Source organism: Actinomycetospora succinea (genome assembly GCF_004363095.1).
Classification (GTDB): Bacteria; Actinomycetota; Actinomycetes; order Mycobacteriales; family Pseudonocardiaceae; genus Actinomycetospora; species Actinomycetospora succinea.
In genome coordinates, this window is the sequence record NZ_SNYO01000005.1 from 40,898 (window position 1) to 66,278 (window position 25,381).

Consider the following 25,381-nt stretch of genomic DNA (forward strand, 5'->3'; position numbering starts at 1 on the left):
GGTCGAAAACGTGGCCGACGGTACCGCCCCGCCCCGAGCTCGCGCCAGCCTCCCGTCACGCGGAGTGGCGTGGACCACCTCCACGGCCGCGAGATGGCGGCTTTCCTGACGATGGACGCGAGCGTGGCCGCCAGGCTGACACGGCCTACGATCACGCTCCGTGGAGGGCGAGCCGGGGACGTACGCGCACGACGTGCTCGCCGTCGTCCTGCGGATCACCGGTTCCGTGCCCAGCGTCCTGCTCTGGCAGCGCGCCCGGGAGCCGCACGCCGGGCGCTGGGCCCTGCCGGGCGGGCGGCTGGGCCCCGACGAGGACGTCGAGGCGTCGGTGCGCCGCCACCTCGCCGAGAAGGTCGACCTCGGCGAGGTCGCGCACGTCGAGCAGCTCGGCGTCTTCTCCGACCCCCACCGCGGCCCGCCCCCGCGCCGCATCGCCACCGCGTTCCTCGGGCTCGTGCCCACCGACGCCGACCCGGCCGTCCCCGACGACACCGCCTGGCACCGCGTCGACCGCCTCCCGGTGACCGCCTTCGACCACGGCGCCATCACCCGGGACGGCCTGGACCGGCTGCGCGCGAAGCTCTCGTACACCAACATCGGCTTCGCGCTGGCACCGAATGCGTTCACGGTCTCCGAGCTCAGGGACCTCTACGCCGCCGCGCTCGGGCACCGGGTCTCGGCGACCAACCTGCAGCGGGTCCTGACCCGCCGCGGCGTCCTCGTCCCCACCGGCGAGACCGCTGCTCCGGGCCCCGCCGGGGGTCGCCCGGCCGCCGTCTTCCGGTTCTCGGAGCACGGACTGCGCGTGACCGACCCGTTCGCCGCCCTGCGCCCACCGGGCGACGCGGGCTGAGTCCCGCGCCCGTCGTCACCCGGCGGCGAGCCGCGCGTGGTCGTAGCGTGGGCGTCGTGGTCGAGACGCTGCCTCTGTTCCCGCTGGGGACCGTGCTGCTCCCGGGCGCCTCGCTGCCACTGCACATCTTCGAGCCGCGCTACCGCCAGCTGACGATCGACCTGGTCACCGGGACGCTGCCCGGCAAGCAGTTCGGGGTGGTCGCGGTCCGCGAGGGCTGGAGCCCCGACGACGGCCGCGACGGCCTGCACGACGTCGGCTGCACGGCGACGCTGCGCGAGGTCCGCCGGCTGCCCGACGGCCGCTTCGACCTCCAGACCACCGGCGACCGGCGCTTCCGCCTCGTCGACGTCGACGACTCGACCGCGCCGTACCTCGTCGCGAACGTCGAGTGGCTGCCCGACGACGAGGACGAGCACGCGCGCGACCTCGCGCCGCTGGCGATGGCCGCCCGCGCCGCGCACCGCCGCTACTGCACCACGGCCTGGCGTCAGCAGGGCGGCGGCGACGGCGAGCTGCCCGCGGAGCTCGCGGAGGAACCGGCGCCCGACGTCGCCGACCCCGAGCTCGCCCACATCCTCGCCGGCGACTGCCTGCTGCCCCTCGCCGACCGCCAGGAGCTGCTCGAGCAGACCTGCCCGATCAAGCGTCTGCAGCTCGTGCGCCAGTCGATGACCCGCGAGGCCGTGCTGCTCGACGAGCTGCGCGCCGTGTGGGCGCCGACCGCGAAGTTCGCGGTCGACCACAGCCTGAACTAGGTGAGCTCGGCCAAGACCCGCCGGTAGGCCTCCGCGGCCGGGTCGATCTGGCCCGCCGGCGCCCACTCGTCGGTGACGTGGCACTGCTCGGGCTCGCCGGGGCCGCAGACGATCGTGTCGGCGCCGCCGAGGGCGCCGGCGAGCACGCTCGCGTCGGTGAAGTACGTGGCGTAGAGGTGCTCCCCGCCGCCGAGCAGCTCGACGACCCGCGCCACGCGCGCGGGGTCGGTGTCGATGAGCGGGAGCTCGACGAGGCGCTCGGTCTCCACCCCGACACCGGCCAGGTCGACGACCGTGGCCTCCGCGGCGTCGGCGGTGTCGCCGGGCACCAGGCGCAGGTCGACGGTGAGCGCGGCGCGGTCGGGGACGACGTTGGGCTGGACGCCCGCGCGCATCATCCCGACGTTGGCGGTCGTCCGGCCGTGCGTCGCACTGCCCGGCCAGCCGTCGTGCTCGTGGATGCGCACGGCGGCGCGGGCGAGGTCGACGAGCGCGTTGTGGCCGAGGTCGGGCCGCGACCCGTGCGCCGGCACGCCGCGCGCCACCAGCTCGAGCCACAGCACACCCTTGTGGCCGAGGACGACGCGGTTGTTGGTCGGCTCGGCGACCAGCAGCAGGCCGGACGGGAGCATCGCGCCGGCCGGGATCTCGCGGGCGCCCTCGCAGCCGGTCTCCTCGCCGAAGGTGAGCACGACCTGCACGCCGGTGCCGCCGGCGCGGACGTGCTCCTCGGCGGCGACGACGGCGGCGGCGACGCCGGCCTTCATGTCGCTCGCCCCGCGCCCGCGCAGACGCCCGTCGACGACGTCGCCGGCGAGCGGGTCGAACGACCACACCGCCGGGTCGGCGGGCACGGTGTCGAGGTGCCCGGTCAGCGTCACCGGCGTCGTGTCGCCGTGGCGCGCGACGACGTTCGCGCGGCCCGGCCGGGTCTCGTGGATCGCCACGTCGAGCCCGGCGTCCTCGAGGCGGCCGGCGAGCAGGTCGGCGGCGACCCGCTCCCCGGCCCCGCGGGTGTCGAGGCGGACGAGCTCGCACGCCAGGTCGAGCGCCGTCGCCGGAGTGCTCATGCGGCGTCCCTCCCCATGTCCTCGTGCCCGTCGACGATCGCGGCGAGCACGTAGGTCAGCGCCGCGCCGAGCCCGGCGATCAGCGCGATCCACCACGGCCCGGGCGACGCCGGCAGGCCCGTCAGCACCGCGGGCACGGGCGCGCCCGGCGCCCCGGACGTGCCGATCGCGGAGGGGTCGACGAGCACCGGCACCGGCGAGGACGCCCAGGCCAGCAGCGCCCCGACCCGCCCGGCCAGCCAGGCGCCGACCAGGGACCCGGCGACGACCCCGACGAGCACGACCGGCCCGCGACGGTGCCGGCGGCGCCAGGCCACGGCTCCGGCGACCACCCCGAACGCCGCGATCATGAGCAGGTGGATCGCCACCGCGTCGAACGCGTGGTCCGCCTCGCCCGCCGGGGAACCGGTGCCGCCACCGGGCAGGGTCACGACGTACACGTCCGGCGCGAGCAGGGCCCACAGCGCGCCGAGCGGGAGCCCCGCCACCGCGAGGATCGCCCCGAGGCGCAGGGCCGCGGGGACGTCGCCGCGCAGCTCGCCGCGCTCGAGGCGCCCCTCCGGCTCGCCGGGCAGGAAGTCGTCGTCGACCACGGACGTCATGGGTCGAGCTCCCCTATCGGCGTGCTCCCTTGACTGCTTCGTCTCCCGGCCACCGTCATCCGCCGAACCCGTTCTCCCCCGCCGACTCGCCGTGCCGGCTGCAGCGCGCGGTCCAGCCCACCGGATCGACCTGCACCACCATCCGCCGGGCGCAGGACGGGCAGTGCCGGGGCGGGTCGACGGAGGCGAGTCGCCGGTCGCAGGCGGTGTGGTCGCCCGCCGCCCGCTCGCCGCCGCACCAGGCGCAGTACGGCCGTTCCACGGTGTCCGCGGGCGGCTCCACGACGGCGCTCACAACGTGTCGTTCAGGGCCTTGATCGGCATCTTGAGGGTCTCGAGCATGTCGAGGTCCTGCTCGGCCGGGCGCCCGAGGTTGGTCAGGTAGTTGCCGACGATGATCGCGTTGACCCCGCCGAGCATGCCCTGCTCGGCACCGAGGTCGCCGAGGGTGAGCTCGCGCCCGCCCGCGAAGCGCAGCACCGTGCGCGGGAGCGCGAGCCGGAACGCGGCCACGGTCATCAGCGCGTCGGCGCCCTGGGGCACCTCGAGGTGCGCGAACGGGGTGCCCGGGTTCGGGATGAGGAAGTTCAGCGGCACCTCGTCGGGCTCCAGCCCCGCGAGCTGCACCGCGAACTCGGCGCGCTGCTCGAGGCTCTCCCCCATGCCGACGATGCCGCCGCAGCACACCTCCATGCCCGCCGCGCGCACCATCTGCAGGGTCTCCCAGCGCTCCTCCCAGGAGTGCGTGGTGACGACCTCGGGGAAGTGCGACCGGGCGGTCTCGAGGTTGTGGTTGTAGCGGTGCACGCCCATCGCGGCGAGCTCGTCGACCTGCTCCTGGGTCAGCATCCCCAGCGAGCACGCCACGTTGATGTCGACCTCGGCGCGGATCGCGGCGATCCCGGCGCGCACCTGCTCCATGAGCTTCGCATCCGGCCCGCGCACCGCGGCGACGATGCAGAACTCCGTCGCCCCGGTCTTCGCGGTCTGCTTGGCCGCCTCGACGAGCCGGTCGACGTCCAGCCACGCCGCGCGCACCGGGGACTCGAACAGCCCCGACTGCGAGCAGAAGTGGCAGTCCTCCGGGCAGCCGCCCGTCTTGAGCGACACGATGCCCTCGACCTCGACCTCCGGGCCGCAGTGGCGCATCCGGACCTCGTGCGCGAGCGCCAGCGCCTCGGACAGGCGGTCGCTCGGGAGCTGCAGGACGGCCAGGACCTGCTCCTGGGAGAGGCCCTCCCCGCGCTCGAGCACCTGCTCACGGGCCACGGCGAGGATGTCGCCGCCGGCGTCCGGGGCAGCGTCCTCGGCGGTGGTGCTGGGATCGACGGCCGTCACGCACGGCTCCCTTCGTCGGGCTCTGTTCGTCGGGCTCGGTCGTGCTGGGTCGGGCTCGCCGCAGTGTGCCTCACCCTGGGCGATCAGGGGACCACCGACCGCCGAGGACGGGACTCATGCCACACCTCGCGGCCTCGAGGAGACGCTCCGGCGTCGCGTCCCCGAGCCCGGCGGGCAGCACGCCGAGCAGCGGGGCCCCGGTGACGGCGGGCAGGTCGTCGAGGTTGGTCCGCTCGGCGAGGTCGGGGTGCTCCGGGTAGGCGCCGACGACGGTGCCGGCGAGCGTCACCCCGCGCCGGGCCAGCGCCTCGGCGGTGAGCGCGGCGGTGTTGAGCACGCCGAGCCCGGCGCTCGCGACCAGGACCGCCGGCGCGGCGAGGGCCGCGGCGACGTCGGCCACCGTCTCGCCGAGGTCGTTGAGCCGCACCAGCAGCCCGCCGGCGCCCTCGACGACCACGAGGTCGGTGTCCAGCGCCCGGACGGCGTCGACCACCTGTGCCGCCATCACCGGCATCGCCCCGGCGCGGCGGGCCGCCGTCGCGGGCGCGAGCGGTTCGGGGAAGCGGGCGAGCTCGAGGGTGTCGATCTCCCCGGTGAGACGCTCCACCACGGCGAGGTCGCCGTCCTCGGCGGGGCCGACGCCGGTCTGCGCCGGCTTGACCACGGTGACGCGCTCGCCCACGGCCCGCGCCAGGGCGGCCAGCGCGGCGACCACCACCGTCTTGCCGACGTCGGTCCCGGTGCCGGTGACGATCAGGGTCCGCACGGACCGGACGGTAACCCGGGCTCAGACGCTGCTGAGCACCCGGACCGCGCGGCGCTCGGGCTCCTCGTGCACGACCGCCCGCGCGCAGAACGGCCGCAGGTGGGCGAGCGGGTCGCCGGACGGGCCCTGCTGGACCGGGATGCCGTGCGGCCCGGTGAGCTCGGAGAACAGCGTCTGCCCCGGCAGCGCGCGGACCTCGAGGGTGAGGTGCGCGTGGTCCGGCTCGCCGCGGCGCACGGCGTGCACCGCGGCCTCGTGGACCGCGAGCACCGCGGCGCGCACCGCGTCGCCCTCGAGCCCGGCGCGCGCGGCGACCTCGGCGACGCAGCGGCGCAGGCGGCCGAGGTCGGCGAGGCCGTGCACGCCGACGCGACCGGCGACCGCGCCCCACAGCGCCGCCGGCGTCGGGCTCGTCGTGGCCGGGGCGCGGTAGTCGGGGTTGGCCGTGACGCCGATCGCCGTGGCCAGCTGGGGGTGGGTGCGCCGGAGCGCGGCGAGCAGCTCCGGGTCGAGGTCGCGGCGGCAGCAGCAGATCAGCGTCAGGGGCAGGTCGCCGAGGACGACGCCGAGCGCGTCCTCGCCGAACCCGCAGGCACGCGCGGACATCGTCGGCAGGTACTGCCCGAGCACCGTCGTCCGCCGGTCGGGCCGGGCCCAGCGGCGCACCGTCGTGAGGAAGTCGGGCTCCGACGGCCGGACCAGCGACGCCGGCGGCGGGAAGGCGATCCGCTCCGCGTCGGGGCCGAGCGCCTCGCGCAGGTTCCGGACGGTGCCGCGGTCGGCGGCCACCACGACCTCGTCGCCGCCGTCGAGCGCGCGGCGCAGCGTCGGCGCGGCGCTGGCGGCCAGGTCCTCGGGACCGTCGAAGACGAGCCCGAGGTGGACGAGGCCGCCGGTCACGGCTGCTCGCTCTCGACCACCGACGCCGGACGTCCCACCGCGTCGAACAGCCGCCGCAGGAAGCGCGGCCCGCCGTGGAGCACCACGTGCTGGTCGGCCGGCGCGGAGCGGGCCGCGAGCATGAGGATCTCGGCGCAGGCGACGTCCATGAAGTCGATGCCGGAGAGGTCGAGGTGCAGGTCGGGGCCGTGCTCGCCCGCGCGGGCCGTGCGCAGCGCGCCGTGCACGGCGGCCCCGAAGCGGCGCGCGACGTGGGCGTCGAGGTCGCCGCGCGGCTGCCAGTGCCCGTCGTCGGCGGTGGCCGACCAGAACCCGTCGACGAGGTCGCGGTGGTGCACCGCGACGGTCTCCCAGACCGCCCGCTCGCTCTCCGAGGCCACGCAGAGCTGGCAGAGCATGCGGACCGGCCACCGGTGGGTGAGGTCGTCGAACCCCGCCTCCCAGGTGGCGTACTCCGCGACGAGGTCGGCGTCGTCGGTCATCGGGAGCTCGGGGCTCTCCTGGGTCATGGCGACCGTGGGCCACAGGTCGTCGAGGGCCCGCTCGACCTCGCCGCGGTACACCGCGAGCACGCCGTCGGCGGTCGCCCCGGAGCGCTCGACGAGCGTCGGGAAGTCGAGGAACTCGAGCTGCCCGGTGCCCAGCGCGTCACGAGCGCCGCGCGGACCGGCCGGCCCGGTGATCCAGTGCTGGTCGGCGCGCTGACCCTCGGGGAGCCAGCCCTTGTAGTAGACCTTCGACCCGAGCGAGAGCTCCTGCTCGACCCACGAGGCCGCTCCCCGCCGGCCGCGGTCGACGGCGTCGGCCACGAGCAGGGTGTGGTGCGACAGCCCCGCGTCGTGGTCGGGGCGCGCGGGCAGCAGTGAGGTCACGCATCCCTCCCCGGTCGCGCGGTGGTCGCCACCCGGCTCAGTACCCGAACGGTACCGCAGTGACACGTTGCGTGATCGCATCGTCGACGCTGGGTGATTCGGCGCAGCGACCCGCGCCCGCTCGGAGCAGGTCAGCCCGCGATCGGGCCGAGCACCTTGTGCAGCACCTGGTCGACGAGCGCGAGGTCGCCGGCGCTGAGGTCGGCGCGGGCGGTGAGCCGCAGGCGTGACGTGCCCGGCGGCACCGACGGCGGGCGGAAGCACCCGGCGCGCAGGCCGTGCTCGGCGCACGCCGCGGCCGCGGCGACCGCGAGCTCCGGGTCGCCGAGCACCACGGGCACCATCGCCGCGGTCGGCGCCGGGACGTCGATCCCGGGGGCGGCGGCGCGCGCCGAGGCCGCGACCGTCGCCGCCGCGGTGTGCAGCGCGGCCACCCGCTCGGGCTCGGCGCGCACGATCTCCAGCGCGGCCAGCGCCGCGCCGGCGGCGGCCGGGGCGAGCCCGGTGTCGAAGATGAAGGGCCGGGCGGTGTCGACGAGGTGCTCGACGACGGCGCGGTCGGCGAGCACCACGCCGCCCTGGGCGCCGAGCGACTTCGACAGCGTGGCGGTGAGCACGACGTCCGGCGCGCCCGCGAGCCCCGCCTCGGCGAGCGTCCCGCGCCCGCCGGGTCCGCGGACACCGAGACCGTGCGCGTCGTCGACGACGAGGACGGCGTCGCGGGCCCGGCAGACGGCGTGCAGCTCGGCGAGCGGCGCGATCCGCCCGTCGACGCTGTCCACCCCGTCGACGACGACCACGGCGCGCGGCTCCTCGCGGGCGGCGAGCACCCGGTCGACGGCGTCGGGGTCGGCGCAGCGGGCGACCTCGACCCGGGCGCGCGAGAGCCGGGCGGCGTCGACGAGCGAGGCGTGCGCGGCGACGTCGGAGACCACGAGCGCGCCGCGGCCCGTCAGCGCGGTGACCGCGCCGAGGTTCGCGGTGTAGCCCGAGGAGAACACCAGGGCCGCGGGGCTGCCGGTGAAGTCGGCGAGGGCGTCCTCGAGCTCGCCGTGCAGCCGCGTCGAGCCCGTGACCAGGCGCGATCCGGTGGACCCGGCGCCCCAGGTGCGGACGGCGTCGGCACCGGCCTCGACGACGCGGGGGTCGCGGGCGAGGCCGAGGTAGTCGTTGGAGGCGAGGTCGACCACGGGGTCGGACGCCTCGCGGGGCCGCAGGGTCCGTCGCAGCCCCGCCTGCGCGCGCGCCGTCGCCGTCTCCTCCAGCCACGCACCCAGCCAGCCCACGGCGGCCACCCTACGGTGACCGCATGCGCCTCGAGACGCTCCTGCCGCTGGGCAAGGTCGACCCGGGCCTGCGGACGCCGGACACGCCGCTGGACATCCACGCCGTCGCCGCGAACGCCGCGCTGCTCGAGGAGATCGGCTACGGCGGCATGGCGGTCGAGGAGACCAAGGACGACCCGTTCGCGGTCCTCACGCTCGCGGCGGCGGCCACGACGTCGCTGCGACTGGGCACCGCCGTGGCGATCGCGTTCCCGCGCAGCCCCACGGTGATGGCGTTGCAGGCCTGGACCCTGCAGAAGCTCTCGGGCGGGCGGTTCACGCTCGGGATGGGCACGCAGGTGCGCGGGCACATCCGCCGGCGCTACGGGATGACGTGGTCACCGCCCGCGCCGTGGATGCGGGAGTACGTGCAGGCGGTGCGCGCGGTCTGGGCGACCTGGCAGACCGGCGCGCCGCTGGCGCACCACGGCGAGCACTACCACCTCGACCTCATGGTGCCGCTGTTCGACGCCGGGCCGATCGAGCACCCGGACATCCCGGTGCACCTCGCCGCGGTCAACACGAACATGTGCGCCGTGGCCGGCGAGGTCGCCGACGGCGTGCGCCCGCACCCGGTGTGCACGCCGTCCTACATCCGCGAGGTCATGCTGCCCGCGGTCCGGCGCGGCGCCGCCCGCAGCGGGCGCACGCTCGACGGGTTCCGCGTGGCGATGAAGCCGCTGGTGGCGTCGGCGCGCACGGAGTCCGAGCTCGAGGTCAAGGTCCGCGACGCCCGCGCCCGCATCGCCTTCTACGCCTCGACGCCGGGGTACCGGGCGGCGTTCGACCACCTCGGCCTGGGTGACCTCGCGAGCGAGGCGAAGGAGCTGTCGAAGGCCCAGCGCTGGGAGGAGCTCCCGGAGATGATCGACGACGAGACCCTCGACCGGTTCGCGGTGATCGGCACGTACGACACGATCGGCGAGCGGCTCCTCGAGCGCTTCGGCGACGTGGTCACCGACGTCGAGTTCTCGATCGCCGTCCGCGACGACGCCGACCGGCAGACGCTGGCCGGGCTCGCCGCGACCCTCCAGTCCGCCGACGACGGAGCAGCCCGCGCGACCATCCGGGGTATGTGAGCGAAATTCCCGGCTATAGCCGGGAATTTCGCTCACATGGGCCGGTCGGCCTACGTGCGTGATCTTCTGAGCTATAGCTCAGAAGATCACGCCCGTCGGCGTCAGACCGGGTCGACCGCCGGGATCGGGATGGCGGAGGTCGCCGGGTCGCCGGGGGTGGCCGACGCGCCAGCGCCGAGGCGGTCGCTCGAGGCGGGGACGAAGCGCTCGCCGTCCCTGCCCGAATCGTCCAGTACCGACATCCGCGCCGTCGCGATGTCGAAGAACAGCCCCACGAGGCGTACCCGTCCCTCCTCGAGCGCCCGGGCGACCGCCGGGTGGCGGGACAGGCGCTCCAGCTGCACGGCGACGTTGACCATCGCCAGCTGGTCGACGTCCGACGCGCCCCGCGCCGCGGCGTCCAGGGCCACCGGGTGCCCCTCGCGCCACCGCGCGACGCTGTCGCCGGCGCCGTCGAGCCAGCGCCCGAGGACGCCGTCGCCGCCCGTGCCCCGCAGCGCCGCGGTCATCGCGCCGCAACCGGAGTGCCCGCAGACCACGAGCGTCGGGACCTCGAGCGCGTCGAGCGCGTACTCCACCGACGCGCCGACCGAGTCGTCGGCGCCCCCGACGGGCGCGAGGTTGCCGACGTTCCGGACGGTGAACAGGTCGCCCGGGCCGCTCGAGGTGAGCACGTTCGGGACGACCCGCGAGTCCGAGCAGGTCAGGAAGAACGCGTGCGGCGACTGGCCGTCGGCGAGGTCGGACAGGTACGGCGCGACCAGCCCGGCGGCGCGGCGGTGGTACTCGCGCAGCCCGGTGAGGATCGGGTCGTCCTCCGACGAGTGACCGTGACCGGCGCCGACGCCGTAGCGCTGGTCGTGGCCGTTCTCGATGGTCCAGCTGCGCTGCGCTTCGTGTCCGGCCTGCCACACCGACCACGGCGACAGGAACCGCGGCACCGGCCCGGGACGACGCGCGCCGGGCCCGCCGTTCGCGGCCGCGCGCCGGTCGAGCAGGCCCATCGTGCCGACCTCGTCGACGCGGACGTGCCCGCCGCCCTGCTCGTGGCGCTCGATCCACTCCGAGAGGTGGTCGTACGCGGCGTGGTCGAGGTAGTCGGTGACCAGGTCGACCACCACCGGCGCACCGGCCGGCACGTGGGAGAGGCGCCGGGCCAGGCGCGGGATCGACGGGAAGCACAGCGCGCCCTCGACGACGACGTGCCAGGGCGCCCCGCCGGTCGACGCAGCGGCGGGTGCCTGCACCTCGATCGACGCCCACACCACGCGCCGCAGCACCAGCAACAGGGCGAGCACGAGGCCCGCGATGACGCCGGTCAGCAGGTCGGTGAACACGACCCCGAGGATCGTCACGACGTACACCGGCAGCTCGCCGTGGCGGTGCAGCTCGCGCATGTGGGCGAGCTTCACCAGCCGCGCACCGATCACGACGAGCAGCCCGGCGAGCACGGCCATCGGGATCTGCTGCACGAGGCCCAGCAGGGCCACCGAGAACACGACGATCCACACGCCGTGCAGGACGGCCGACGCGCGGCTCTTGGCGCCCGCGGCGACGTTGGTCGAGCTGCGCACGATGACGCCGGTGATCGGCAGGCCGCCGAGCAGGCCGGAGAGCGTGTTGCCGGCGCCCTGCCCGATGAGCTCGCGGTCGAGGTCCGACTTCTGGCCACCGTGCATCCGGTCGACGGCCACCGCCGAGAGCAGGCTCTCGACGCTGGCGATGATCGCGATGGTCAGCACGCCGACCGCGAACGCGCCCCACTGCCCCTCGGGCAGCACGGGCGGGGTGACGGCCTCGAGCAGGGATCCGCCGATCTCGACCCGCTCGACGGGCAGCGCGAACGCCGCGGCGACCGCGGTGACCAGCGCGACGGCGAGCAGCGGGGCCGGGATGCCGCGGACCCAGCCGGGGAGGCTCCGCGGCAGCCGCGGCCAGGCGAGCAGGATCGCGATGACGGCGAGCCCGAGCGCGGTCGCCGGGCCGTGCAGCGAGAGCAGCTGTCCGGGCAGGGCGAGGACGTTGGCGAGGGCGTCCTCCTGCTGCTCGCCGCCGAGGACGACGTGCAGCTGGCCGAGCACGATCGTGACGCCGATGCCGGCGAGCATCCCGTGCACGACGGCCGGCGAGATCGCGAGGGCGGCGCGCCCGGTCCTCGTGAGGCCGAACAGCACCTGGAGCACGCCGGCCGCCACGGTGATCGCGCAGGTGACGCCCCAGCCGAAGCGGCCGACGAGGTCGGCGACGACGACGGTGAGGCCGGCGGCGGGCCCGCTGACCTGCAGCGGGGAACCGCCGAGGGCGCCGGCGACGAGGCCCCCGACCGCGGCGGCGATGAGCCCGGCGGTGAGCGGGGCGTCGGAGGCCACCGCGATCCCCAGCGAGAGGGGGACGGCGACGAGGAAGACGACGAGTGAGGCGGGGACGTCGGCGCGCAGCTTCTCGCGCCAGGTCGGTGAGTCCCGGTCGGGTGCCGGGACAGCGGTCGCTCCGGTGGTCATGGGTCCTCCGTCGGGGGGCCGTGGACCGGCCCGGCGGGGGTGATCAGCAGTGATCACCGGGTGCACGTGGGCGCTCCGGACCCGGCACGCGGCGGGGTCACCGGCGGGCGACATCGCCGCGGGCCGGAGGCGCTGTGATCACTCTGCATCACCGTCGGAGGACCGTCGCCCGGTCCCGAAGTTGATCGTGACGCTCCGTTCGGATCAGGTCCGGTCACGCGGTACCCGCGGTCCCACATCCGGGTGTGACGTGGCGCCGAGGTGCGCGTCCGTACCGGAACGGGCACGCGCGATCCGTACTGATCGGTAGCGCGACTGCTCCACCCGAGTGAACTCGTACGAATCGGGCGATCGGGACAGACAGCTCACAACGGCTCATGCCGGTCTCATGGCGCTCTCACGCGACCGTCACACAGCGTTCACGCAACGCGAGCCGCAGCGACCATCGCCTCGCCGATGCGGAGGACGTCCTCGGCCGGCGTCACGTAGGGCGGCATCGCGTAGACGAGGTCGCGGAAGGGCCGCAGCCACACCCCGTGCGCCTCGGCGGCCGCCTGCGCCGCGGGCACGTCGACGGGGTGGTCGAGCTGCACGACGCCGATGCCGCCGAGGACGCGGACGTCGGCGACCCCCGGGACCGCGCGGGCCGGCGCGAGCGCCTCCCGCAGTGCCTCGCCCAGCGCGGCGACCTCGCCCGCCCAGTCGCGGCGCAGCAGCTCGTCGATGCTCGCCGCCGCCACGGTGGCGGCGAGCGGGTTGGCCATGAACGTCGGCCCGTGCATGAGCCCGCCGGCCTCGCCCTCGCTGATGGCCGTCGCGACGCCGCGGGTGCACAGGGCCGCGGCCGCGGTGAGGTAGCCGCCGGTCAGGGCCTTGCCGAGGCACATCACGTCCGGCGACACCCCGGCCTGCTCGGCGGCGAACAGCGTCCCGGTGCGCCCGAACCCGGTGGCGATCTCGTCGAACACGAGCACGAGGTCGTGGGCGTCGGCGATCTCCCGCAGCGTGCGCAGGTGGCGCGGGTCGTGGAAGCGCATCCCGCCCGCGCCCTGCACGACGGGCTCGACGACGATGCCGGCGACCTCGTCCGCGTGCGCCTCGGCCACCGCGCGCAGGTGGTCGTCGTACGCGGGGTCGAACGCCATCGGCGGGCGGTCGGCGAACACCTGCTGCGGCAGGAAGCCGGTCCACGCGCTGTGCATCCCGCCGTCCGGGTCGCACACGCTCATCGCCCCGAAGGTGTCGCCGTGGTAGCCGCCGCGCCAGGTCATCATCCGCGTGCGCCCCGGCCGGCCCCGGGCGCGCTGGTACTGCAGGCACATCTTCAGCGCGACCTCGATCGACACCGACCCGGAGTCGGCGAGGAACACGTGCTCGAGCGGCTCGGGGGTGATCGCGACGAGCCGCTCGGCGAGCGCCACCGCCGGGTCGTGGGTCAGCCCGCCGAACATCACGTGGCTCATCGAGCCGGTCGCGCGCGCGACGGCGTCGTCGAGCGCGGGGTGGCGGTAGCCGTGCACGGCCGCCCACCACGACGACATGCCGTCCACGAGCTCGCGGCCGTCGTCGAGGGTGAGCCGGACCCCCTGCGCCGACCGGACGACCAGCGGGTCGGTCCGCCCGGGCATGGGCCCGTAGGGGTGCCAGACGTGGGCCCGGTCGACGTCCTGGAGAGCACGGCTGGTCGTCACCCGCGCACCGTAACGGCGCAGGTCGAGGCGGGCCCTAGGATCACCGGTGATGTCCACCGCCGACGAGACCGCCAGCGACGCGCGGCCGGACCCGTTCTCGCGGCGCCGCGAGGTCGCGGCGACGAGCGCGCGGTCGCTGCTCGTCACCGTGCTCGGCGAGGTCGTGCTGCCCGGCGGCGAGCCGGTGTGGACCCAGACGGTGGTCGACGTGCTCGGGCTCGTCGGCGTCGAGGAGAAGTCGGCGCGCCAGGCGCTGGCCCGCACCGCCGCCGACGGCATGCTCGTCTCCGAGCGGGTCGGGCGGCGCGTGCGCTGGGACCTCACGCCGTGGGGCCGCGACCTGCTCACCGTCGGCGCGGCGCGCATCTACGCGCACGGCCGCACGCAGGCGGCGTGGGACGGGCGCTGGCTCGTCGTCGTCGCCAGCGTTCCCGAGCAGCAGCGCGCCCGGCGCCACCGGCTGCGCACCCGGCTGGCCTGGGCCGGGCTCGGCTCCCCCGCGGCCGGCATGTGGGTCTCCCCCGACACCGGGCGCCTCGACGAGGTCCGCGAGGTCCTCGCCGAGAACGGTCCCACCGACGCCCACGTCGTCACCGGCGAGTACCACGGCGGGCTCACCGCGGTCGAACTGGCGGCCCGGGCCTGGGACCTCGGCGACCTCGAGGCGCGGTACGAGGAGTTCGTCGCCGCCTTCGCCGGCCTCGCGCCCCCCGACGACGCGGCCACGCTCGCGGCGCAGATCCGCCTCGTCGACGCCTGGCGGCGCTTCCCGTTCCTCGACCCGGGGCTGCCCGACGCGCTGCTGCCCGCACCGTGGATCGGGCACCGCGCCGCGGAGGTGTTCCACGGCCGGCACACCGCCTGGGTGGAGGCGACGCGCCGGGCCGCCGCCGGGCTCGGTCTCTAGATCACTGGATCCAGATCGTCTTCGCGTTGACGAACGACTGCGGCCCGAAGCTCGCGAGCTCGCGGCCGTAGCCGGAGTTCTTCGCCCCGCCGAACGGCACCTCGGGCGTCGACTCGGTGATCTTGTTGATGTAGACCATGCCGGACTCGACCTGCGTCGCGAACTTGATCTTCTCGTCCTCGTCGCTGGTCCAGGCGCTGCCGCCCAGGCCGAAGTCCGAGTCGTTGGCGATGCGGATCGCGTCGTCGGCGTCGCTCGCCCGGAACACGAGCGCGACCGGCCCGAACAGCTCCTCGCGGTACGCGCGTGCCTCCTTCGGGATGTCCGCCAGCACCGTCGCCGGGTACCAGTTGCCCGGTCCGCCCGCGGGCTTGCCGCCGGTGAGGAGCCTGGCGCCCGCGCCGACGCTGTCCTGGACCTGCGAGTCGAGGTCCTCGACGCCCTGCGCCTGCGACATCGGCCCGAGGTCGGTGTTCTCGTCCATGGGGTCGCCCATCGTCAGCGACTCCATCTTCGCGACCAGCTTCTGCGTGAACTCGTCGGCGATCTGCTCGTGGACGATGAACCGCTTCGCGTTGATGCACGACTGGCCGTTGTTGAGCATCCGGCTCGACACCGCCGCTGTGACGACCTCGTCCAGGTCCTCCACCGAGGGCATGACGATGAACGGGTCGCTGCCGCCGAGCTCGAGCACGCTGGTCTTGACGTTCTGGCCGGCGCGGGCGCCGACCTCGCGGCCCGCGGGCTCGCTGCCGGTCAGCGTCACGGCGCGGACGCGGTCGTCGTCGATGACCCCCTCGATCACCGAGGAGCCCACGAGCAGCGTCTGGAACGCGCCGTCGGGGAAGCCGGCCCGCGTGAGGACGTCCTCGATGGCCAGGGCGACCTGCGGGACGTTCGAGGCGTGCTTGAGCAGCCCGACGTTGCCGGCCATCAGCGCCGGCGCGGCGAAGCGCAGCACCTGCCAGAACGGGAAGTTCCAGGGCATGACGGCGAGCACGGGCCCGAGCGGCTGGTAGCGGGTGAAGATGCGCGCGTTCTCGGGCGCCGACTTCGGCTTCGGCCACTCGACGTCGGCGAGGTCCTCGGCGGCGTGGTCGGCGTACCAGCGGCAGCCCAGGGCGCACTTCGTGACCTCGGCCTTGGCCGCCGCGAAGGTCTTGCCCATCTCGAGCGTCGCGAGCTCGGCCAGGCGCTCGTTCTCCGCGTCGAAGATGTCCGCGGCCGCGCGCAGCCAGCCCGCGCGCTGCTCGAACGTCGTGTCGCGGTAGCTCTGGAAGGCGTCCCAGGCGCGCTGGAGCTTCTCCTCCAGCTGCTCGGAGGTGAGAGCGTCGAACTCCTGGACGGTCTCCCCGGTCGCGGGGTTCGTCGTTGCGATGGCCATGGGAGATGTCTACCCCGCCCGACCGGCCGGGCAATCCGCCGCGGGCTCGGGCTCCGGGACGGCCCGTGCCGCCACCCGCTCCGCCCGGGCCAGCGCGACCGCGAACGCCGCCGCGACGACGCCGGCCAGCGCCAGCACCACCCACCCCGTCCGCAGCAGGCCGAGCTCCTCGGGCCGGCCGGTGGTGTCCGTGCCGATCACCGAGACGAGCAGCGCGACCCCGAGCACCGACCCGACCTGCCGGGCCGTCGTGATCAGCGAGGAGCCGGTGCCCCACCGGTGCGCCGGGAGCGCCACGCCGACCACCGACGACAGCGCGGGCAGGATCAGGCCGACCCCGAGGCCCGTCGCGATCTGCCCCGGCAGCATGCCGACGGCGTAGTCGGGGGCGGCGGTGAGCCACAGCGCCCACCACGTCGGCCCCGCGGCGAACACCAGCCCGCCCACGACGACGACCCGCCCGATCCCGAACCGCCCCGTGAGGCGGCCCGACAGACGCGCGACCCCGACGACCACGGCGGGTCCGACCGCGAGCGCGATCCCCGCGAGCGGCGGCGACCAGCCCCAGGTCCCGGTCAGGAACAGCACGTTGGCGACGAGCATGCCCGCGAAGCCGGTGGTGAACGCGATCATCGCCAGCGCCGCGAACCCGACCACCGGCGTGCGGACCACGGCCAGGTCCAGCGCCGGGACGGGGTGGCGCCGCGACCGCAGGACCACCCCGGCGAGCCCGAGCGCCGCGACCGCCAGACCGGCGAGCACCGGCACCGAGCCCCATCCGAGGTCGGGCGCGCGGACCAGCGCGAAGGCGAGCGCGCCCACCCCGACGACCAGGCCCACGGCGCCGAGCACGTCCGGGAACCCGGTGTTGCGCAGCGGCGGCCCGGCCGGCAGCACCCGCAGGCCCGCGACCAGCGCGACCACGCCGACCGGCACGTTGACGAGGAACACCCAGTGCCACGACGCCTCGACCAGCAGCCCACCCAGCGGCGGACCGAGCGCCGCCGCGACCGCGCCGATCGAGGCCCAGACCCCGACCGCGTGGGACCGGCGCTCGGCGGGGAACGCCGCGAGCAGCAGGGACAGCGAGGTCGGCGTCAGGAGCGCCGCGCCGAGGGCCTGCACCGCGCGGGCGGCGACGAGCAGCCCGACCGACGGGGCCACCGCACAGGCCGCGGACGCGAGCGTGAACACCGCGAGCCCGGTGAGGAACACGCGGCGGTGGCCGACGCGGTCGGCGAGGCGCCCGGCGAGCGCCAGGAACGCCGCGAACACCACGGTGTAGCCGTTGAGCACCCAGGAGATCGCGCCGAGGTCGCTGCCCGGGAAGTCGGCGCGGATCGCGGGGAAGGCCAGGTTGACGATGAAGAGGTCGAGGCTCGCGAGGAACGCCGCGGCCGAGGTGACGAGCAGGACCTGGCGCGGGCTCGGGGCGCTGCTCACGAGGCGCGCTCGTCGACGAGCCGGCGGGCCAGGTCCACGGCGGCCTCGCCGGCCACGTGGGCGTCGAACCGGTCGCGGTACGCGGCCTGCAGGTAGAGCCCGTCCACGATCAGCCAGAGCTCCTCGGTGAGGCGGTCGGGGTCGGCGACGCCCAGGGCCGCGACGAGGCCGGCGAGGTCGCGGTGGGTCGCGTCGAGCACGTCGCGCGCGACGCCCGCCGGCGTGGGCGTCCCGGCGTCGCCGAAGTCGGCGTCGTCGGGGAACTCCGCGAGGTAGTTGCGGAACGCGCAGCCGCGGAAGTCGGGGCGCGCGGTCGTCGTCGCGACCTCCTCGACGAGGGCGAGCAGCTGGGCCCGCGGGTCGTCGGCGGCTCCCTCCCGCGCGCGGCGGGCCCGCGCGGAGCGGATCTCGCGGGCGCGGTCGAGGTAGGCCGCGACGAGGTCGGTCTTCGTCGGGAAGTGCGAGTAGAGGAGGTTCTTGCCGGTTCCCGCCTCGCTGATGACCTGGTTCATGCCCACGGCACGGACCCCGTGCTCGTAGAACAGGCGCGTCGCGGTCGTCAGGATGCGATCCCGGGTGCCGGGTGCGGGCGTCCGTGCCACCACGGCTCCCTTCGTGCCGGAGTCGGACCATGCGGTCCCGGACCGATCGGTCCCCCCAGCCACACTACCCCGGCGCGCGGCCCCGCGGCGAGGGCTACGTCCGCGACGGTGGATCGACCAGCCCGGGGTAGACCTGCAGGGCGTGGCCGCCGAGCAGCCCGTCGGTGAGCTCGTCACCGAGCCCGAGCTCCCGGACCGCGGCGATGTTGCGGGCGGGGTCGGCGGACGGCGCGTCGGTGCCGAAGACCGACTTCGTCGCCACGCGCTCGAACCCGAACCGCTCGTAGTAGACGGGCAGCTTGTGCGGCGGCAGGCCGGCGAGGTCGAGCCAGACGTCCTCGCGGGTCAGGGCCAGCGAGGCGGCCGCCTCGTAGCTCCACCCGCGCCCGCCGTGGGCCAGCACGAGGGTCAGCCCCGGGAAGTCGCGCAGGACGTCGTCGAGCATCACCGGGTCGCCGTACTTGCCGGACGCGCCCGGGAACACCGACGGCCCGGTGTGCACGATCACCGGGACCCCGCGCTCGAGGCATCGCGCGTACGCCGGGTAGAGCTGGGCGTCGTTGGGCGCGATGCCGGCGTGCACGGGGTGCACCTTGAGCGCCACGGCGCCGAGGTCGAGCTGGCGGTCGACCTCGGCGGCCACCGGGTGGTGCACGTGCGGGTTGACGTTGGCGACGATGCGGAAGCGCTCGGCGTCCGCGTCGACCAGCGGCAGCATGTCCTCGATCGTCTGCCACCCGGTGGCCTTCGGGCTGTACTCGCAGAACAGCAGGACGCGGTCGACCCCGGCGCCGGCGAACAGCGCCGAGACCTTCTCGGGGATCGCGGCGCCGTCGCTGTCGTAGCAGGCCGACCACGCCTCACCGGTCCCGGCCGGCCCGATCCACTGCTCCCACGGCACCTTGAGGCGGGCGAGGTGGGCGACGTGGACGTGGGCGTCGACGATCACCGGGTCATCTTCGCCCGCGCGGGCTAGTCGAACAGATCCGGGTCGGTCCGGACGACCTCGTCCCACAGCGGCTGGTAGGAGAACCAGCCGGCGTAGGGCGTCCCGGTCTGCTCGGCGGTGAACTTGGCGTTCTGGTGGTCGATCTGCGTCGGCGTGCCGGCCGCCTCGGCGAGCAGCGCCGCCTGGCAGTTGCGCTCGGTGTTGATGAACCACCACGCGGCCTCGGCCACCGTGTCGCCGACCGCGAAGATGCCGTGGTTCTGGTGGAACACCATCCGGCGTCCGGTCAGCCCCGTGGCGAGCGCGCGCCCGACCTCGGGGTCGAGCACGACGGCGCCGCGTCCCTCGGTCACCACGCCGTGGTTCTCGTAGAGGGTGCAGGCGTCCTGGGTGATCGGGTCGAGCGGGCGGGCCAGCGACGACCACGCCTTGCCGTACACCGAGTGGGCGTGCGCAGCGGCGACGACGTCGGGGTGGGCGTGGTGCACCGCGGAGTGGATGACGAACCCGGCCTGGTTGACGGGCCGGTTGCCGTGCACGATGTCGCCCTCGTGGTTCACGGCGATCAGATCCGAGACACGGATGTGCCGGAAGCTCATCCCGAACGGGTTGACCCAGAACATGTGCGGGTCCTCGGGGTCGCGCACCGTGATGTGGCCGGCGATCCCCTCGCCGAACCCGAAGCGCCCGAAGATCCGGAACGCGCCCGCGAGCTGCTGCTTGCGGTGCAGGCGCTCCTCCGCGCTCGTCGCGAACGTCGGCGGCTGCGGCATCACGATGCCCTCCTGGGAGGGCCGGAACGCCGGCATCTGGTCGTCGGAGCTGCGGGTGTCCTGCGTGGGGGCGGCCATGACTCGACCGTGCGCCCGGTCACGGGCCCGGGTCAAGGCCTCGCTGCACGCGGCTTCCGCGGCGGCGCCGGCGAGGCCAGGCTCGACGGATGGGTGCTGCCCCGTCGTCCGGGCGACCGTCGGTGTTCGACGCCGTCGGTGGCGAGCAGGCGTTCCTCGCCCTCGCGCGGGCGCACCACCGTCGCTGCCTGGCCGACCCCGAGCTCGAGCACCCCTTCTCGAAGCTCGACCAGCACCCGCAGCACGTCGAGCGGCTGGCCGCGTACTGGGCCGAGGTGATGGGCGGTCCGCCGCGCTACTCCCGGAGCGGTGCCGACCAGTCCCACGTGCTGTGGCTGCACAGCGGCAACGGCGAGATCGACGACCTCGGCCGGCGCTTCCTCGCGTGCTTCCTCGCCGCGCTCGACGACGCCGGCGTCCCCGCCGACCCGGAGCTGCGCGCCTGCCTGCGGGCCTACATGGAGTGGGCCGTCGCCGACGTCCTCGCGTACTCGCCGACCGACGCCGTCGTCCCGGACGCCGCGCCGATGCCGCGGTGGGGCTGGGAGGGGCTCGTGCGCTGAGCTACAGGTGCTTGGCGACGAGGGTGGCGACCGCCGCCATGCCCGCCGCGGTCGGGTGGAACGCGCGCAGGCCCCCGAGCCCCGGCAGGCCCATCGCCAGGCCGCCGACCCACGGGTCGGGCGCGCCCACCCCGTGGTCCTCGCTCGCCGCGGACACCGCGACGAGGTCCGCGCCGGCGTCGGTCGCGCTGGCCGCGAAGCTCGCGGCGAGACCCGCGGCGACCTGCCGGCCCCCGGCGATCTGGTCGGCGGTCAGCGGCACGGTCCCGGGCGTCGCGTGCGTGCCGAGGACGGTGAGGTAGTCGACGAGGACGACGCGGGCGCTCGGGGCCCGCCGGCGGACGTCGTCCACCAGCGCCGTCAGCGACGCCCGGACCTCGGCGAACGCCTCGGGCGGGGGCACCTCGACGGTGTAGCCCAGGCGCCGCCGGACCGGGACCGGCAACCACGGCAGCCGCGCGGTGAGGGTGCCGCGCACGCCCGCCGAGATGAGCATGCCGAGGTAGCCGACGTCGTTGCCGCCCGCCGTGACCGTGACCAGCGTGGTCTCCGGGGTCACCGCCTCGATCTGCGGCGGGACCGGACCGGCGAGCGTCGGCTGCCGGTCGTGGCGCAGCTGCGCGGTCGTCGCCCCGGAGCACGAGACGTCGACCAGCGGCAGCCCGATCTCCTCGGCGAGCAGGCTCGGGTAGTTGCGTCCGGAGCGCAGCGCCCCCCGGTCGACCTGGGGCGGGATCCCCGGGCCCGCGGCGAACGAGCTGCCGAGCGCGACGTAGATCCCGTCAGCGATCCCGTCGGCGATCCCGTCAGCCACCCGCGGTCTGCCACAGGCCGATGACGTTGCCCTCCGGGTCGTGGAAGTAGGCGGCGAAGCCCATCTCGCCGACGGGCATCTTCGGCGCGGCGACCTTCCCGCCCTGCTCGGCGACCTGGGCGAGCGCGGCGTCGATGTCGTCGACGTCGACGACGAGGACCGGGCTGCGCGGCTCGTCGCTCCCCCGCTGGAACATGCCGCCGTTGATGTAGGCGTTCCCGGTGGGCATGCCGTCGTCGCCGACCGGGCCCGTGACGGCGATCGTGTAGTCCATGCCCGGCATCTCCTGCAGGTGCCAGCCGAACACCCGCGAGTAGAACGCCCGGGCGCGGTCGCCGTCGTCGAACGGGACCTCGAAGTGCACGACACGACCGGTCATGATCGGCTCCTCACGCCGACGACGGGGTTCACCCCAGACAGCGTGGACCCAGGAGGGCCTTGAGGTCACCCATCAGCGCGCCCGAGTTGGTGACCTTGAGCCCGTCGTCGAGCCGCAGCACGTGGCTCGCCCCGTTGGCCGCGAGCAGCGTCAGGTGGACCTCGCTGGGGCCCGGGTGGGCGACGAGGACCTCCTTGAGCTTGCCGACCCGCTCGGGCGTGCACCGCGCGCTCTCGATGACGACCTTCACCGGCGCGCCGCCGACGCCCCCGGAGAGGTCGGGCACCGCCAGGTCCTCGACGAACAGGCTCACCCGGTCGTCCCGCTTGTTGACCTTGCCCTTGACCAGCACGATCGCGTCCTCGGCGACGTCGATCGACACCGCGGCGTAGGTGCGCGGGAAGAACAGCACCTCGATGCCGCCGGCGAGGTCCTCGATCTGCGCCGACGCCCAGGGCTCGCCCTTCTTGTTCACGCGCCGCGTGACGCTCGCGAGGATGCCGCCGACCGTGACCTGGGCGCCCTCGGCGACGTCGCCCTCGAGAATCTTCGTGATCTGGGTGTCGGCCCGGCTGGCGAGGACCTGCTCGATGCCGTTGAGCGGGTGGCCCGAGACGTAGAGGCCGAGCATCTCCCGCTCGAGCGCGAGGCGGTGCTTGGACTCCCACTCCCCCTCGGGCACCTTGACGTCGAACATGCCCGTGGTGTCGGCGGAGTCCTCGTCCGGCCCGTCGAAGCTCCCGAACAGATCGAACTGCCCGTCCGCCTCGGCCTTCTTCGTGGTCATCACCGCGTCGACGGCCTCGGCGTGCACCAGCGCGAGGCCCTTGCGGGGGTGGCCCAGCGAGTCGAACGCGCCGGCCTTGATGAGCGACTCGACCGTCTTCTTGTTGCAGACCTGCTGGGGCACCTTGCGCAGGAAGTCCGAGAAGTCGGTGAACCCGCCCTTCTCGCGCCGGGTCGCGACGATCGCGTCGACCACGTTCGTACCGACGTTCCGGATGGCGCCGAGGCCGAAGCGGATGTCGTCGCCGACCGGGGCGAAGTTGAGCACCGACTCGTTGACGTCCGGCGGCAGCACCGTGATCCCCATGCGCCGGCACTCGGCGAGGTAGATCGCGGCCTTGTCCTTGTCGTCACGGACGCTCGTGAGCACCGCGGCCATGTACTCGGCGGGGTAGTTCGCCTTGAGGTACGCGGTCCAGTAGGAGACGACGCCGTAGGCCGCGGAGTGCGCGCGGTTGAACGCGTAGTCGGAGAACGGCAGCAGGATGTCCCACAGCGTCTTGATCGCCGCGGCCGAGTAGCCGTTGTCCTTCATGCCCTGGGCGAAACCCTCGTACTCCTTGTCGAGGATCTCCTTCTTCTTCTTGCCCATGGCGCGCCGGAGAAGGTCGGCCTTGCCCAGCGAGTAGCCCGCGAGCACCTGGGCGATCGCCATGACCTGTTCCTGGTAGACGATCAGGCCGTACGTCTCGCCGAGGACCTCCTTGAGGGGCTCCTCGAGCTCGGGGTGGATCGGCGTGACCTCTTGGCGCTTGTTCTTCCGGTCGGCGTAGTCGTTGTGGGCGTTGGCGCCCATCGGACCCGGCCGGTAGAGCGCGCCGACGGCGGAGATGTCGTCGAACTCGGTGGGCGCCATGCGCCGCAGCAGGTCGCGCATCGGACCGCCGTCGAGCTGGAACACCCCGAGCGTCTCACCGCGCGACAGCAGCTCGTAGGTCGCCCTGTCGTCGAGCCCGAGGTTGTCGAGGTCGAGCGGCTCCTTGCCGTTGAGCGGGATGTTGTTGAGCGCGTCGTCGATGATCGTGAGGTTGCGCAGGCCCAGGAAGTCCATCTTGAGCAGCCCGAGGGTCTCGCAGACCCCCATGTCGAACTGCGTGATGATGGCGCCGTCGGCCTCGCGCCGCTGGATCGGGATGACGTCGATCAGCGGTTCCTTGGACATGATCACGCCGGCGGCGTGCACGCCCCACTGCCGCTTGAGGCCCTCGAGGTCCTTGGCGGTGTCGACGATCTCCTTGACCTGCGCGTCGGACTCGTAGAGCGCCCGCATCTCGGCGGCCTCGGAGTAGCGCTTGTGGCTGGGGTCGAACACGCCCGAGAGCGGGATGTCCTTGCCCATGACGGCGGGCGGCATCGACTTGGTGATGCGGTCGGCCACCGCGTAGCCCGGCTGCCCGTAGAGGACGCGCGCGGAGTCCTTGATCGCGGCCTTCGCCTTGATCGTGGAGTAGGTGATGATCTGCGCGATCTTCTCTTCGCCGTACTTCTCGGTGACGTAGCGGATCATCTCGCCGCGCCGGCGCTCGTCGAAGTCCATGTCGATGTCGGGCATGGAGACGCGCTCGGGGTTGAGGAACCGCTCGAAGATCAGCTTGTGGTGGATCGGGTCGAGGTCGGTGATGCCCAGGACGTAGGCCACGAGGCTGCCCGCCGCGGACCCGCGACCCGGGCCGACGCGCAGGTTGACCGAGCGCGCGTAGTTCAGCAGGTCGGCCGTCACCAGGAAGTAGCCCGGATAGCCCATCTGCATGATGACCGACACCTCGTAGTCGGCCTGCTTGCGGTACTTCTCGGAGAAGCCGTTCGGGAAGCGCCAGTGCAGCCCCCGCTCGACCTCTTTGACCAGCCAGCTGCCCTCGGTCTCGCCCTCCGGCACCGGCGCCACCGGCTGGAGGTCGCGGCCCTCGGTGAACTCGACGTTCACCCGCTCGGCGATCGCGAGGGTGTTGTCGCAGGCCTCGGGGAAGACGCCGTCCCACTGGGCGCGCATCTCCTGCGCGCTCTTGAGGTAGAAGTCCTGCGCGTCGAACCGGAAGCGGTTCGGGTCGTTCATCGTCTTGCCGGTCTGCACGCACAGCAGGACCTCGTGCGGCTTGGCGTCCTTCGCGTACGTGTAGTGCAGGTCGTTGGTGGCGAGACCGGGCAGGTCGAGCTTCTTCTTGAGGTCGTAGAGGTCGTCGCGGACCCGGCGCTCGATCTCGATGCCGTGGTCCATCAGCTCGCAGAAGAAGTTGTCCGCGCCGAAGATGTCCCGGTAGTCGCTGGCGGCCTGGCAGGCGCCGTCGAAGTCGTCCTGCTGCAGGTAGCGCGCGACCTCGCCGGACGGGCACCCGGTGGTCGCGATGATGCCCTTGCCGTAGGTCTCGAGCAGCTCGCGGTCCATGCGGGGCTTGTAGTAGTAGCCCTCGAGGCTCGCGAGGCTGGAGAGCCGGAAGAGGTTGTGCATCCCCTCCGTGTTCTCGGCCAGCAGCGTCATGTGGGTGTACATCTGGCCCGGGTTGTCGTCGCTGATGACCTGGCCGCCGAGCGTCGCGCGCTTGCGCTCGTGGCGGCTGCCGGGCGCGAGGTAGCCCTCCATGCCGATGATCGGCTTGACCCCGTGGGCCTTCGACTTCTTCCAGAACTCGTAGGCGCCGAACGTGTTGCCGTGGTCGGTCATCGCCAGGGCCGGCATGCCCATCCGCGCGGCCTCGGCGAACAGGTCGTCCAGCCGCGCGGCACCGTCGAGCATCGAGAACTCGGTGTGCGTGTGCAGGTGGACGAACGAGTCGCCGGTCACGTCGCGGGACATCCCTTCCAGGGCCGGGATCGGGGTGCCGTCGACCCGCCCCGGCGGCGCGGGACGTGGTCGGCGTGCAGGTACACGGTAGCCGCGCCCCCCGACAGCGCGGCCCCTCCCCGAGGGCCTCGTCCGTCGTCGCTGCTCACCTCCGGCGACCCGGCGTGTC

At 74.3% G+C, this 25,381-nt stretch carries 23 protein-coding genes; 5 read left to right on the forward strand and 18 right to left on the reverse strand.

All coding sequences use genetic code 11. The features are described 5' to 3' along the window. The first annotated feature begins 160 nt into the window (after positions 1 to 160). On the forward strand, positions 161 to 853 hold the full coding sequence (locus EV188_RS18745) for an NUDIX hydrolase (RefSeq protein WP_133827836.1): 693 nt from the start codon (positions 161 to 163) through the stop codon (positions 851 to 853). 56 nt (positions 854 to 909) lie between these two features. After that, positions 910 to 1,611: an LON peptidase substrate-binding domain-containing protein gene (locus EV188_RS18750; protein WP_243741819.1), complete on the forward strand. Its 702-nt coding sequence runs from the start codon at positions 910 to 912 to the stop codon at positions 1,609 to 1,611. Here the strand turns inward: EV188_RS18750 and EV188_RS18755 are convergent. From EV188_RS18755 to EV188_RS18790, 8 genes are all read right to left on the reverse strand, one after another. After that, positions 1,608 to 2,681 carry a M20 family metallopeptidase gene (locus EV188_RS18755; RefSeq protein ID WP_133827838.1) on the reverse strand — a complete coding sequence of 358 codons (1,074 nt, stop codon included), beginning with the start codon at positions 2,679 to 2,681 and terminating at the stop codon, positions 1,608 to 1,610. The two genes, EV188_RS18750 and EV188_RS18755, sit on opposite strands and share 4 nt — an antisense overlap. Then, positions 2,678 to 3,283, reverse strand: a complete 606-nt coding sequence (locus tag EV188_RS18760; protein ID WP_133827839.1) for a DUF2567 domain-containing protein — start codon at positions 3,281 to 3,283, stop codon at positions 2,678 to 2,680. Before EV188_RS18760 ends, EV188_RS18755 begins: the two co-directional genes overlap by 4 nt. 55 nt (positions 3,284 to 3,338) lie before the next feature. After that, a complete protein-coding gene (gene bsaP / locus EV188_RS18765; protein ID WP_243741820.1) occupies positions 3,339 to 3,578 on the reverse strand; it encodes a biotin synthase auxiliary protein BsaP in 240 nt (79 codons plus the stop codon). Continuing rightward, positions 3,575 to 4,621, reverse strand: a complete 1,047-nt coding sequence (bioB, locus tag EV188_RS18770) for a biotin synthase BioB (protein WP_133827840.1) — start codon at positions 4,619 to 4,621, stop codon at positions 3,575 to 3,577. Before bioB ends, bsaP begins: the two co-directional genes overlap by 4 nt. A gap of 70 nt (positions 4,622 to 4,691) precedes the next feature. Then, on the reverse strand, positions 4,692 to 5,387 hold the full coding sequence (bioD, locus tag EV188_RS18775; RefSeq protein ID WP_133827841.1) for a dethiobiotin synthase: 696 nt from the start codon (positions 5,385 to 5,387) through the stop codon (positions 4,692 to 4,694). A gap of 21 nt (positions 5,388 to 5,408) precedes the next feature. Then, a complete protein-coding gene (locus tag EV188_RS18780) occupies positions 5,409 to 6,287 on the reverse strand; it encodes an MEDS domain-containing protein (RefSeq protein ID WP_133827842.1) in 879 nt (292 codons plus the stop codon). Beyond that, positions 6,284 to 7,159, reverse strand: a complete 876-nt coding sequence (locus EV188_RS18785; protein WP_133827843.1) for an STAS domain-containing protein — start codon at positions 7,157 to 7,159, stop codon at positions 6,284 to 6,286. The genes EV188_RS18780 and EV188_RS18785 overlap by 4 nt, the downstream gene beginning before the upstream one ends. A gap of 131 nt (positions 7,160 to 7,290) precedes the next feature. Further along, positions 7,291 to 8,445 (reverse strand): 8-amino-7-oxononanoate synthase, encoded by a 1,155-nt coding sequence (locus tag EV188_RS18790; RefSeq protein ID WP_424922934.1) that lies wholly within the window; start codon positions 8,443 to 8,445, stop codon positions 7,291 to 7,293. A 23-nt stretch (positions 8,446 to 8,468) separates the two neighbouring features. Here EV188_RS18790 and EV188_RS18795 point away from each other — a divergent pair, with 23 nt between their 5' ends. Next, the gene (locus tag EV188_RS18795; protein ID WP_133827845.1) at positions 8,469 to 9,563 is read left to right on the forward strand and encodes a TIGR03617 family F420-dependent LLM class oxidoreductase; all 1,095 of its coding nucleotides are present in this window, start codon (positions 8,469 to 8,471) and stop codon (positions 9,561 to 9,563) included. Between the two features lie 101 nt (positions 9,564 to 9,664). Here EV188_RS18795 and EV188_RS18800 read toward each other — a convergent pair whose 3' ends face one another. After that, entirely contained in the window at positions 9,665 to 12,064 is a 2,400-nt protein-coding gene (locus EV188_RS18800) for a SulP family inorganic anion transporter (RefSeq protein WP_133827846.1), read from the reverse strand. Between the two features lie 419 nt (positions 12,065 to 12,483). Continuing rightward, complete coding sequence (locus tag EV188_RS18805) at positions 12,484 to 13,755, reverse strand: adenosylmethionine--8-amino-7-oxononanoate transaminase (RefSeq protein WP_133827847.1); 1,272 nt, start codon at positions 13,753 to 13,755, stop codon at positions 12,484 to 12,486. 49 nt (positions 13,756 to 13,804) lie between these two features. Between EV188_RS18805 and EV188_RS18810 the strand changes: the two genes are divergently transcribed. Next, the gene (locus EV188_RS18810) at positions 13,805 to 14,662 is read left to right on the forward strand and encodes a PaaX family transcriptional regulator (RefSeq protein ID WP_133827848.1); all 858 of its coding nucleotides are present in this window, start codon (positions 13,805 to 13,807) and stop codon (positions 14,660 to 14,662) included. A gap of 1 nt (position 14,663) precedes the next feature. Here EV188_RS18810 and EV188_RS18815 read toward each other — a convergent pair whose 3' ends face one another. The 5 genes from EV188_RS18815 to EV188_RS18835 all read right to left on the reverse strand — a co-directional run bounded on the left by EV188_RS18815 (position 14,664) and on the right by EV188_RS18835 (position 19,891). Then, the gene (locus tag EV188_RS18815) at positions 14,664 to 16,046 is read right to left on the reverse strand and encodes an NAD-dependent succinate-semialdehyde dehydrogenase (protein ID WP_133827849.1); all 1,383 of its coding nucleotides are present in this window, start codon (positions 16,044 to 16,046) and stop codon (positions 14,664 to 14,666) included. A 9-nt stretch (positions 16,047 to 16,055) separates the two neighbouring features. Further along, the gene (locus EV188_RS18820) at positions 16,056 to 17,489 is read right to left on the reverse strand and encodes an MFS transporter (protein ID WP_133827850.1); all 1,434 of its coding nucleotides are present in this window, start codon (positions 17,487 to 17,489) and stop codon (positions 16,056 to 16,058) included. Further along, positions 17,486 to 18,091: a TetR/AcrR family transcriptional regulator gene (locus EV188_RS32660; protein WP_243741821.1), complete on the reverse strand. Its 606-nt coding sequence runs from the start codon at positions 18,089 to 18,091 to the stop codon at positions 17,486 to 17,488. Before EV188_RS32660 ends, EV188_RS18820 begins: the two co-directional genes overlap by 4 nt. Positions 18,092 to 18,185: 94 nt before the next feature. Beyond that, positions 18,186 to 19,040, reverse strand: a complete 855-nt coding sequence (locus EV188_RS18830; RefSeq protein ID WP_133827851.1) for an amidohydrolase family protein — start codon at positions 19,038 to 19,040, stop codon at positions 18,186 to 18,188. Positions 19,041 to 19,063: 23 nt separating this feature from the next. Continuing rightward, positions 19,064 to 19,891: a class II aldolase/adducin family protein gene (locus EV188_RS18835; RefSeq protein WP_133827852.1), complete on the reverse strand. Its 828-nt coding sequence runs from the start codon at positions 19,889 to 19,891 to the stop codon at positions 19,064 to 19,066. Positions 19,892 to 19,980: 89 nt separating this feature from the next. Here EV188_RS18835 and EV188_RS18840 point away from each other — a divergent pair, with 89 nt between their 5' ends. Beyond that, positions 19,981 to 20,454, forward strand: coding sequence for a group II truncated hemoglobin (locus EV188_RS18840; protein WP_133827853.1), 474 nt, complete (start codon positions 19,981 to 19,983; stop codon positions 20,452 to 20,454). Position 20,455: 1 nt separating this feature from the next. Here EV188_RS18840 and EV188_RS18845 read toward each other — a convergent pair whose 3' ends face one another. Genes EV188_RS18845 through dnaE form a run of 3 tightly spaced genes read right to left on the reverse strand, consistent with a single transcriptional unit; the run spans position 20,456 to position 25,224 of the window. Next, a complete protein-coding gene (locus tag EV188_RS18845; protein ID WP_208114274.1) occupies positions 20,456 to 21,268 on the reverse strand; it encodes an SGNH/GDSL hydrolase family protein in 813 nt (270 codons plus the stop codon). Then, on the reverse strand, positions 21,261 to 21,647 hold the full coding sequence (locus EV188_RS18850) for a VOC family protein (protein WP_133827854.1): 387 nt from the start codon (positions 21,645 to 21,647) through the stop codon (positions 21,261 to 21,263). Before EV188_RS18850 ends, EV188_RS18845 begins: the two co-directional genes overlap by 8 nt. A 28-nt stretch (positions 21,648 to 21,675) precedes the next feature. Further along, positions 21,676 to 25,224 carry a DNA polymerase III subunit alpha gene (gene dnaE, locus EV188_RS18855; protein ID WP_133827855.1) on the reverse strand — a complete coding sequence of 1,183 codons (3,549 nt, stop codon included), beginning with the start codon at positions 25,222 to 25,224 and terminating at the stop codon, positions 21,676 to 21,678. Positions 25,225 to 25,381 lie beyond the last annotated feature (157 nt).